7 protein-coding genes are annotated in these 11,074 nt (G+C 73.3%); all 7 read right to left on the reverse strand.

The genetic code is table 11. The features are described from left to right. Positions 1–29: 29 nt before the first annotated feature. On the reverse strand, positions 30–3,566 hold the full coding sequence (dnaE, locus tag CWOE_RS18040) for a DNA polymerase III subunit alpha (RefSeq protein ID WP_012935074.1): 3,537 nt from the start codon (positions 3,564–3,566) through the stop codon (positions 30–32). Between the two features lie 61 nt (positions 3,567–3,627). Continuing rightward, on the reverse strand, positions 3,628–4,818 hold the full coding sequence (locus CWOE_RS32900; RefSeq protein WP_012935075.1) for an alpha/beta hydrolase: 1,191 nt from the start codon (positions 4,816–4,818) through the stop codon (positions 3,628–3,630). A gap of 52 nt (positions 4,819–4,870) precedes the next feature. After that, positions 4,871–7,612, reverse strand: a complete 2,742-nt coding sequence (locus CWOE_RS30965) for a hypothetical protein (RefSeq protein WP_148261064.1) — start codon at positions 7,610–7,612, stop codon at positions 4,871–4,873. 102 nt (positions 7,613–7,714) lie between these two features. Next, complete coding sequence (locus CWOE_RS33545) at positions 7,715–7,885, reverse strand: hypothetical protein (protein ID WP_012935077.1); 171 nt, start codon at positions 7,883–7,885, stop codon at positions 7,715–7,717. Positions 7,886–7,924: 39 nt separating this feature from the next. Then, entirely contained in the window at positions 7,925–9,220 is a 1,296-nt protein-coding gene (locus CWOE_RS18055) for an argininosuccinate synthase (protein WP_012935078.1), read from the reverse strand. A gap of 40 nt (positions 9,221–9,260) precedes the next feature. Beyond that, positions 9,261–9,836, reverse strand: a complete 576-nt coding sequence (locus CWOE_RS18060; protein ID WP_012935079.1) for a response regulator — start codon at positions 9,834–9,836, stop codon at positions 9,261–9,263. An 80-nt stretch (positions 9,837–9,916) separates the two neighbouring features. Beyond that, positions 9,917–11,065 carry an aspartate aminotransferase family protein gene (locus tag CWOE_RS18065; RefSeq protein WP_012935080.1) on the reverse strand — a complete coding sequence of 383 codons (1,149 nt, stop codon included), beginning with the start codon at positions 11,063–11,065 and terminating at the stop codon, positions 9,917–9,919. Positions 11,066–11,074 lie beyond the last annotated feature (9 nt).

Here is an 11,074-nt window from a genome sequence, read left to right on the forward strand (position 1 = left end):
ACAACGCCAGGCGCGGCGAGGACAAGCCGTCACGCCGCGGCGGGCTCGAGCATCGCGCTCCCCAGCACGTGGTCCAGCTCGGCTTGCAGGGCGGCGTTACGGCTGACCTTGTAGGTCGGACCGAGCCGCAGCGTCCGCTGGCCGCCTGAGGTGTGCATCTCCAGCACGACGACGGACTCGCCGGGGAACGTCTCGAAGACCGCCTTGAGGTCGTCGATAACGCCCGCGCGCAGGGCGGTGCAGTCGAGGCGCAGGCGGACCGGCGGCGGGCCGGTGGGGATCTTCGCGGCCTCCTCGCGCGCCTTCTCGATCTCCGCCTCCGACGGCGCGAACAGCTCGGCGTCCTGCACCACGACCGTTGTCTTCGACGCGTCCTTGTGGTCGACGCGGCCGCGCAGGGTGATCACCGAGTCCATCTGGAACGCCTCCTCGGAGGCGGCCAGGACTCTTCCGAAGATCAGGATCTCGACCGTGCCCTCGAGGTCGTCGAGGGTGGCGAACATCATGTGGTCGCCTCTCTTCGTCCGCAGTCTCTTGCACTGCGTGATGATGCCGCCGACGGTGACCCAGTCACCGTCCTTTCTGTCACTCAGCTCCGCGAGCGTGCAGTCGACCTTGACCCGCATCGCCTCGCGCACCGCCTTCAGCGGGTGGGCGGAGATGAAGAGGCCGATCGACTCCTTCTCGGCGGCGAGCATCTCGGCCTGGTCGAACTCCTCCGCGGGGATGCCGGGATGGCTCGGGGCGGCGAACGCGCTCGCGGCGGCGCCGTTCGCGGCGCCCGGCTCCGGTCCGAGGTCGAAGATCGAGCCCTGGCCGATCAGCGCGTCCTGCTGCGCCTTCTGGCCGGCCGCCTGCGCCTGCTCCAGCACGCCCAGCATGCCCTTGCGCGACGCGCCGGTGGAGCTGAACGCGCCGCACTTGATCAGCGCCTCGATCGCCTTCTTGTTGACGGCCTTGCCGTCGACGCGCTCGCAGAAGTCCCACAGCGACGTGAACGGGCCGTCCTCCTCGCGGGCGCGCTTTATCCCCTCGACGGCCGCGTAGCCGACGCCCTTGACCGCGTCGAGCCCGAAGCGGATGTTGCCGTCGACGACCATGAAGTCGTGATCGGACTCGTTGACGTCCGGCGGCAGGATCTCGATCCCCATCTGCTCCGTCTGCGCGACGAAGAACGGGACCTTGTCCTTCGTGTCCATCACGGAGGAGATCAGCGCGGCCATGTACTCGGCCGGGTGGTTGGCCTTCAGCCACGCGGTGCGGTAGGCGATCAGCGCGTAGCAGGCGGCGTGGGCCTTGTTGAACGAGTAGTCGGCCGACTTCTCGTTCGTCGCCCACAGCCACTCGATCACCTGCTCGCTCGTTCTCGACGCGCGGCAGCCCTCGATGAACTCGGGCTTCAGCTCCGCCATCGCCGCGCGGTTCTTCTTGCCGATCGCCTTGCGGAGGTCGTCCGCCTTGGCGCCGGAGAAGCCGGCCAGGGACTTGGCGATCTGCATCGCCTGCTCCTGGTAGACGATGACGCCGTTGGTCGATTCGAGGATCGGGCGCAGGCGCTCGTCCGGGTAGGAGATCGACTCCGGGTTGCGCTTGCCGCGCGCGTACGTGGGGATCTGATCCATCGCGCCCGGGCGATAGAGCGCGTTCAGCGCGATCAGGTCCTCGAGCTCGGTCGGTCTGACCTTCTTGAGCGTCTCCCGCATGCCCTCGGACTCGAACTGGAAGACGCCGACCGAGTCGCCGCGGGCGATCATGTCGTAGGTCTTGCCGTCGTCGAGCGGCAGCGTCGTCATGTCTGGGCGGGTGCCGGTCGAGCGCTCGATGATGTCGAGCGCGTCCTCGATCACGTCGAGGTTGCGCAGGCCGAGGAAGTCCATCTTGAGGAGACCGAGCTCCTCGACGGGCTTCATCGAGTACTGCGTCACCGTGCGGTAGACCTTGTCGCCTCTGTCGTCGGTCCCGGCGTCGGCGAGCTGCAGCGGCACGATGTCCGTCAGCGGGCGATCCGCGATCACGACCGCGGCGGCGTGGATCGACGAGTTGCGGACGATCCCCTCCAGGCCGCGGGCGACGTCGACGATCTGTCTGGAGACGGGGTTGGAGTCGACTTCGCCGCGCAGCGGCTCGCCCGGCTGGAGGCAGTCGTCGAACGACGGCGGGCGGCCCATGATCGGGTCCGGGATCAGCTTCGCGAGCTTGTCGCCGGCGCCGTAGTCGTGGCCCAGCACGCGCGCGGCGTCGCGCGTCGCGGCGCGCGGGAACATCTTGCCGAAGGTGATGATCTGCGCGACGGACTCTCTGCCGTACTTCTCCGTCACGTATCTGATCACGCGCTCGCGGCCGCGGACGGAGAAGTCGATGTCGATATCAGGCATCGACACGCGCTCGGGGTTGAGGAAGCGCTCGAAGAGGAGGTCGTAGGCGAGCGGGTCGACGTCCGTGATCGCGAGGCAGTAGGCGACGATCGAGCCGGCGGCGGAGCCACGGCCCGGGCCGACCGCGACGCCGTTCTCCTTCGAGTATCTGACGAAGTCCCAGACGATCAGGAAGTAGGCGTTGAAGCCCATCTTGTCGATGACCGCCAGCTCCATCTCCATCCGCTCGACGGCGGCGGCCGGCGGCGGGTTGCCGTAGCGCAGGTGGAGGCCGTCCAGGACGAGCTGGCGGAGGTACGCTCTCTCCTCCTCGCCGTTCGGCGTCGGGTAGCTCGGGATCAGCTGGCCGCCGAGCGGGATCTCGACCTGGCAGCGCTCGGCGACCTCCAGCGTCGTCGGCAGCGCGTCGGGCCACTCCGCGAACGCGTCCGCCATCTCCTGGTTGGACTTGAGGTAGAACTCGTTCGTGTCGAACGTCATCTTCGGCTCGGCAAGCGTCGACTTCGTCTGAACGCAGAGCAGGGCCGTGTGATGGTGGTAGTCCTCGCGGCGCAGGTAGTGCACGTCGCCGGTGCCGACGAGCGGGCGGCCGACCTCGCGCGCGATCCGCACGATCCCCTCGTTCGCCTTGTCCTGGTCCGCGATGCCGTTCTTCTGCACCTCGAAGTAGACCTGCTCGCGCCCGAAGATGTTCATCAGGTCGTCGACGTGGGCGCGCGCCTCGTCGGGGCGGTCGTTGACGAGCCGCTGGCAGAAGCGCGAGGCAAGGCAGCCGGTGAGGGCGATGATGCCCTCCGAGTGCTGCGACATGATCTCGAAGTCGACGCCGGGCTTGCCGCGGTGCAGGCCTTCGAGGTAGCCGGTCGAGGAGAGCTTGACGAGATTCCGGTAGCCGACGTCGTTCTGCGCCAGCAGCGTGAGGTGGTTGCGCTCCGCTCTGCCGGCGCGGAAGTGGCGGTCGTCGACGACGTAGACCTCGCAGCCCAGCAGCGGCTTGATGTCGTGCTTCTTGCAGGCCTTGTACATCTCGACGGAGCCGTTCATGACGCCGTGGTCGGTCAGTCCGAGGGCGGGCTGGTCGAACGCCGCGGCGCGCGCGGCGAGGGCGTCGATCTTGCAGGCGCCGTCGAGCAGCGAGTACTCGGAGTGGACGTGGAGGTGGGCGCAGGCCTGAGCTGAGGAGGAGGACATCGGGCTTGTCAGAATAGGCGGCCCAGCGGACGCCGTGCACGATCCCCGGCAGGGCGGCGGATCAGCTCAGGTCGGCCGGCTCGGCGACCTCGGAGGCGGCTTCAGCGTCGGCCTCGGAGGGCGCCGCGGGAGCGCTCTCGGGCGCCAGTGCGGAGGTGACGAAGCGACCCATCTCGCGCAGCGCCGTGCGCGCCTCGGGAGTCCCGTTCCAGAGCGGGACGACGTGCGGCTGGCGGTCGAAGACGTGCAGCTCGGCGCGTGTGCAGGAGGCCGCGACGCGCCGCGCGACCGCGACGCCGTCGTCGAGCAGCCGCTCGGTCGAGCCGGCCTGGACGTGGGTCGGCGGCAGCGCGCGCCACAGCTCCTCGGGCGCGAGCAGCGGCGAGATCCGCCAGCCGGCCGGGTCGGCGCCGCCGGCCGCGACGCGCGCGAAGCGGTCGAGCACGCCCGGCGGGATGAACGGGTCGAGCAGGTCGTTGGTCTGCGCCGAGGCGCCGCTCTGGGTCAGGTCCGCCCACGGCGAGAGCAGCACGAGCGCGGCCGGCTGCGGCAGCCCCTCCTCGGCGGCGTGCAGCGACAGCGCGAGCGCGAGGTTGCCGCCGGCGGAGTCGCCGGCGACGACGATCGTGCGCGGGTCGCGCCCGCCGGCGAGCAGCTCGCGGTAGGCGGCGAGCGCGTCCTCGATCGGTGCCGGCAGCGTCGCCTCCGGCGGCAGGCGGTAGTCGAGCGAGAGTGCCGGCAGGCCGGTCACGTGGGAGATGCGCGAGACGAGGTTGCGGTGCGTGCGCGGGGAGCCGAAGACGTAGCCGCCGCCGTGCAGGTAGAGCAGCATCGGGCCGGCCGCGTCCGTTCCGCCGTGCCCGCCGTCACCGCCGTCCCGGCCGTGCCCGGCGTCACCGCCGTCCCGGCCGTGCCCGCCGTCGTCGCCGTCCCGGCCGTGCCCGCCGTCGTCGCCGTCCCGGCCATGCCCGGCGTCACCGCCGTGCGCTTGCGCGAGCGCGCGCGGCGCGCGGACCCACTCGGCCGGCCGGCCGCCGATGCGCGTCGGCTCGACGCGCGTGCCGCGCAGCACCGGGACGCGATCGGTCGGGTCGGTTATGCGCTGAAGCAGGCGGATCCCGCGCGGGGTCAGGCGCCAGTTGCGGGCGACCGGCAGCCACCAGCGCCGCAGCGTGCGCTCCAGCACGCGCGTCTGCTGGCTCGCCGGGCCATGCTCGACCGTCTCGGGAAGCGATTCCTCGACCGGGTCCATCGGGGCAGGCTAGTCGGGGCGGGCAGCGCCCCGCGCCGCTTCCGCGCGCTCCTCAGCCGGCGGGGAACTCGGTCGCGCGGATCCAGCCGCGGACGAGCTCCAGCACGGCCGCGTCGCCGTCGATCGCCGCGCCCTCGCCGGCCGGCGGCGCGACGCCCGCGAGCAGCGCTATCAGCGCGCCGCGCGTGCAGCGCAGTGTGGCGGCGACGGGCTCGCCCGGAGGCGTCCGCAGGACGCTCGGCGGCGCGCCGTCCTGGATTCGCAGCCAGGCGTCCGCCGGGCCGCCGGGGAGCGGCGCGTGGGCGATCGTGAAGCGGTGGCCGACGGTGTCGGCGGGCTGGATCGCGAGCGCCGCCAGCCAGAGCGCCAGCGCCGGTTCAAGCGTTGCCCCAGTCGAGGCGAGATCGCGCAGCGCGAGCGGCTCACGGCTGAGCCGGCGCAGCTCGCGCAGCCGTCTGCGAGATCCGCGCACGCGCGCCCGGCGGCGCAGCCCGCGGCGCGTCAGCAGCAGGCGCGCGAAGCCGGCGTGGCTCGCCGCGACGCGGAAGTCGACCCGTCTGCTCTCACGTGGCCCGTCGAGCGCGCGCACGGTCGTGCGGCCGTAGGAGCGCACGTCGACCGCGACGGTGCCGCGATCGGCCAGGACGAGGTCGTACGCGAGCGGTCTCTGCGTCACGAGCCCGTGGGCGGGCAGCATGCCGACGAGAATCCTGCCGGCCGTCTCCGGGTCTTCGCGCACGAGCCGCCGCAGCGCCGCCGGAAGCCACGGCGACGTCGAGCGCACGGGACGCCGCGCGTTCGCGTCGACGAACGCGCGCGGCGTCGGCACCGTCACCCGCGCCGGCCCGATCACGCGCGCTGGGCCGGGCCGAGCGGTTCGAGCGGGGGCAGCTGAGCCGGCGGAAGCCGCGTCGGCGGGAGGAGCTGGGTCGACGGAAGCGGCGGCGTCCGCCGGAGCGGCCGCGTCCGGGCGAGCGGAGGCGTCCAGGGGAGCGGGGTCACCGCCCGCGGCGGCACGCTCCTCCGCCTCGGCCATCGCGCGCAGGCGCGCTCGGGCCGCGTTGAGCCGGTCGGCGTCGAAGCCCGCCCCGAGCGGCACGGGATCGCCGGGCGCCGCAGCGGCTGCGGCCGGCGGCGCGGCGGGGTCAGCGGCGGGCACCGGCGCGTGCGGCGCAGCGGCGTCGGGATCAGCGGCCGGCGGCGCGGCGGGGTCGGGCGCCGGCGCGGGCGGGGCCGCGGCGGGCGGGGCCGGCGCTGGAGGCGCGTCGGCAGCGTCCGGGGCCGGCGGCGCGGCAGAGGCAGGCGGGGCGGGCGAGGTCGGCGTCGCCTCGCGCGCCGGCTGCGTCGAGGTGAGCGGCCTCGTCGGGGAGCCGCGCTCGGTCAGCATGCGAAGGGCGTTCGCGGCCTCCAGCTCGCCGCGCACGCGCCGCAGCGCCGCCTCGATTCGCTGCTCCGCGTCCATCCGCGACGCGACCGCGCGTTCGAGCGCCTCGACCTGGTCGCGCAGCTCGCGCTCGGTCTGCGCCTGGCGGTCCAGCTGGGACTGTAGACGCACCGAGCGCTCTCGCTCCAACGCGAGCGCGGTCACCGGTATCGCGCGCGGCGGCACGCGGCGCTCGGCCTCCGCCCCGCGCAGCGCAGCGTCGCCGACGGCCGCGGGACCGGCGGCGCGAGCCGCGACCGCCGCGGCGAGCCCGGCCGCGCGCGCCGCTCCGGCGGCCGCGCCAGACCCCCGGCCCGCGAGAGCGCTCGCGGCGCCGCGCTCCTCCACCAGCCGGCGCTCGCGCGCCAAGGCATCCGTCGGGACCGTCACGCCGACCCGCGGCGGGACCGTCCTCACCGGCCGGCCGCGCGTCGCTCGCGCGAGCATGAACTCGCTGCGCAGCAACGACGGCGACGGGACGAATCTCGCCGGCGCCGCCGCGGCGGAGGCCGCGGCGTCGCGCTCCTGCGCCAGCTCCGTCCGCAGACCGTCGCGCTCCGCGCGCGCCCCCGCCAGCTCCGCACGCCCACCGTCGCGCTCCTCCCGCGCCTGCGCCAGCTCCGTCCGCAGAGCGTCGCGCTCCGCGCGCGCCTGCGCCAGCTCAGCTCGCAGCGTCTCGCGCTCGCTCTCGACGTGCGCGGCTTCGGCCATCACCGCATCGGCGCCTTCGCGCGCGGCGCGAGCCTCGCCCTGGGCCGCGGCCAGCTCGGCCTCCGCGGCCTCGCGCGCCTCGATCGCCCGCCGGCGCTTCTCGCGCGACGCCGCGCGCTTGGCCTCGGCACGTCTCAGCGCCCGCTCCGCCGCGGCCGCGATCTGCTCCGCCTCCGTCAGCCGCGTCCGCAGCGCCTCCAGCTCCGCCCCACGGCTCTCCGCGTCGCCTTCGGCCCGCTCCGCCCGCTCGGCCAGCAGCGCCCGCTGCTCCTCCGCCCGCTCGGCTCTCGCCCGCAGGTCGGCCAGCTCGGCCTCGTGGCGGCGCGCGCTCGTCGACAGCTCCTCCGCCGCCTCCAGCCGCTGCGCCTCCTCCCCGTGCGCGCGCTGCTGCGCGGCTCTCAGCGCCCGTTCGCGCTCGGCGACGAGCCGGCTGAGCCGTTCGGGCTCGCGACGGGCCTGCTCCAGCTCGGCCTCCAGCCGCGCGCGCTCGGCCGACAGCTCGGCCGCGAGCGCCTGCGCGTCCGCCGCGCGGCGGACCGCGACCTGCTCGGACAGCTCCGCCCGCTGCGCCCGCCGCTCCGCCATCACGGCGGGGTCGACGACGTTCGCGTCGCCGGGGTGGCGGGACGCGTCGTCGGGCGGGAAGGCATCAGGTGGCATCAGGCGCATCGGAGCAGGGAACCGGACCGCAGGCTATCCCGCGACGCGGACGCGTGCGGCCTCGCTCGGCGGGTGCACAGGGTCGTGCACACCAGCCGGCACTCAACCTGACGAGTCTGCGCCCAGCCGCTTCTGCGCGACGACGATCGCGCCCGCGACGCCGACCGCCACGAGCGCACCTGCGCCGATCTTCTTCGGCGCCGTCCCGTAGCGCCGGCGCAGGTAGCGCGTGCCGAGCTTCCAGACGACGAATCCAAGCGCCTTGTAGTACATGCGACCGAAGCTACCCGCGCGCCGCGCGCGACAAGCGCATCAGGCTCTGCTGGCGCGCTCGCGCAGCTGGTACGCCATCCGCGACTGCAGCGACCACAGCTCGATGAAGCCGGGCGACGCGGTCTGCGAGAAGAGGCCGCCGGACTCCGCGAAGGAGGCGAGCGTCGCGTCGTAGACGGCGTTCGGCGACTCGCGCGTGACGACGCGGACCGAGCCCTTGTAGAGCTTGAGGCCGATTCTGCCGGTCACCTGCTCGTTGACGCGGTCCTGGTAGGCGTCGATGTCGTGCCGCAGCGGCTCCCACCAGAGGCCTGCGTAGACGAGGTAGCCCCACTGCTGGTCGAGGCCCGTCTTGAACTGGTTCTGGTGGATCGTCCCGACGAGGTGCTCCAGCTCCTGGTGGGCTCTCAGCACGATCGCGGCCGCCGGCACCTCGTAGATGTCGCGCACCTTGAGGCCGACGATGCGGTCCTCGATGTGGTCGACGATCCCGACGCCGTGGCGGCAGCCGATCTCGGCGACCGCCTCCAGCAGCTCGACGAGCCCCATGCGCGAGCCGTTGAGCGCGACCGGGACGCCGCCTTCGAACTCCAGGTCGACGATCTCGGGCGTGTCGGGCGCCTCCTCAGGCCGCGTCACGAGCTGGAAGACGTCGTCCTCCGGCGCGTGCGTCAGGTCCTCGATCCAGCGGCCCTCGGACGAGCGACCCCAGAGGTTGTCGTCGATCGAGTACGGCGTGACCTCGGCGCCGCCCTTGACGAAGATGCCGTGCTCACGGGCGTACGCGATCTCCTCCTCGCGGCCCATCTGCCACGAGCGGACGGGCGCGATCACCTTCAGCTCCGGGCCGAGCGTCGCGACGGTCGCCTCGATGCGGACCTGGTCGTTGCCCTTGCCGGTGCAGCCGTGCGCAATCGTGTCGCAGCCGGTTCTGCGCGCGTACTCGACGGCGAGCTTCGCGATCAGCGGGCGGCCGAGCGCGGTGAAGAGCGGGTAACCGCCGCCATAGAGCGCGTTCGCCTTGATCGCCGGCTTGATGAACTCGTGCGCGAACACCTCGCGCGCGTCGACCACGTGGGTGTCGATCGCGCCGATTCTGCGCGCCTTGTCCTTGATGACGTCGTAGTCCTCGCCCGGTTGGCCGAGGTTGACCGTCAGGCAGACGACCTCGGCTCTGTACTCGTCCTGGATCCATTTGAGCATCACGCTCGTGTCGAGGCCGCCCGAGTAGAGCAGCAGGACGCGTCTGACCTCGGCCGGATCGGCCTCGTAGCTCGCGGTGCGCGCCGGCGCGGCGGCGATGCGGTGGACTTCGGTCTGAGTAGGCTCGCTCATGGCGGCCGAGATGCTACGCGATGGCGGGCGGCGAGGCGGTTCAGGCGCGCGAGCGCGCCGCCGACGGCGCGAGCCTCGCGAGCAGCCGCTCGACGCGGGCGTCGAGCTCCTCCTGGCGGACGCCGAGCGTCTGCGCGATGTCCTCGTCGGAGGTCCCGTCGAGCAGCATCGCGACGACCGGCCAGTCCGGCGTCGGAATCCGCGAGCGGGCGTCCTGCAGCCGCTCGGGCGTGATCGGCGCGAGCAGGTGCTCGCCCCTGTGCACGCGGCGGATCCCGTCGAACAGCTCCAGCATCGGCTCAGTCTTGTCGAGCATGCCGTCGGCGCCGGCGAGGGTCGCGGCGATCGCCAGCTCGTCGTGCGCGAAGGCGGAGTAGATCAGCACCTTCGTCTGCGGCTCCAGCCGCTTGATGCGGCGGCACAGCGCGAGGCTGTTGCCGCCCGGCAGGTGCAGGTCGAGCAGGACGAGGTCGGGCCGCGCGCGCTGGACGAGCCGCCAGCCTTCGGACTCGTCGGCGGCGGCGCCGACGGGCACGAGCCCTGGCTCGCTGCGCAGGACCGCCACCAGGCCGGCACGCACAGCGGGATGGTCGTCGACGATCAGGATGCGAATCACGGGAGGTCCACCAGACCATACCCGTGGCCGCAGCGCGATGACCCGACGTCCCGCCCGTGGTCAGAACTCGACGCGCGCTGTCACAGCAGCCGGGCGAGGCGCGACACGGCGTCGTCGATCTCGGCGGCGGTCACGACGAGCGGCGGCAGCAGGCGGATCGTGGCCGGGCCGGTCGCGTTGACGACGAGCCGCTGCTCGAGCAGCGAGCGCTTGGCGAACGCCGGCGCGTCAGCGACCTCGAAGCCGACCATCAGGCCGCGCCCGCGCACGTTCTCGACGCCCGGCAGCGCCCGCAGCCGCTCCTTCAGCAGCTCGCCGTGCTCGCGCACGCGCGCCAGCAGCCCCGGATCGGCCAGCAGCTCGAAGGCGGCGTTCGCGGCCGCCGCGACGAGCGGGCCGCCGGCGAACGTCGAGCCGTGGTCGCCGGGCGCGAACACGTCCGCGAGCCGCGGGCCGGTCACGAGCGCGCCGATCGGCAGACCGCCGCCGAGCGCCTTCGCGCTCGTGATCGCGTCGGGGACGACCGGCGTCTGCTCGTAGCACCACAGCGTGCCGGTGCGGCCCATCCCGGTCTGGATCTCGTCGAAGACGAGCGCCGCGCCGACGCGGTCGCACGCCGCGCGGGCGGCGAGCAGCACCTCGTCGGGGATCGGGTGGACGCCCGTCTCCCCCTGGATCGGCTCCAGCAGGACTGCCGCGGTGCCCTCGTGCACCGCCGCCTCGATCGCCGCGACGGTCGGCTGCACGACGACGAAGCCGGGCACCAGCGGCGCGAACGGCGCCTGCTTGGACTCCTGCGGCGTCGCGCTCAGCGAGCCGTACGTGCGGCCGTGGAAGCCGCCGTGCAGGACGACGATCTCGCCGCGCGGCTTCGCCTTGCGGACGAGCTTCAGCGCGGCCTCGTTGGCCTCCGTCCCCGAGTTGCAGAAGAAGACCTTGCCGCCGAGCGAGCTGGTCGCCAGCCGCTCCGCCAGCCGCATCGCCGGCTCGGTGTAGAAGAGGTTCGTCGTGTGCGTCAGGCGGCCGGCCTGCTCGCGCACGGCCTCGACGACGGCCGGGTGGCAGTGGCCGACGTTGAGCACCGAGATGCCGGAGAGGAAGTCGAGGTACTCGGCGCCTTCGGCGTCCCACATCCGTGTCCCCTCGCCGCGCACGATCTCGACGGGGTAGCGGGCGTAGGACGGGATGACGTGGGCGGACTCGATCGCCTGGAGGTCGGAAAGGGTCATCAGTGTCGC

The sequence above is a fragment of the Conexibacter woesei DSM 14684 genome, assembly GCF_000025265.1.
In the GTDB taxonomy this organism is placed as follows: domain Bacteria; phylum Actinomycetota; class Thermoleophilia; order Solirubrobacterales; family Solirubrobacteraceae; genus Conexibacter; species Conexibacter woesei.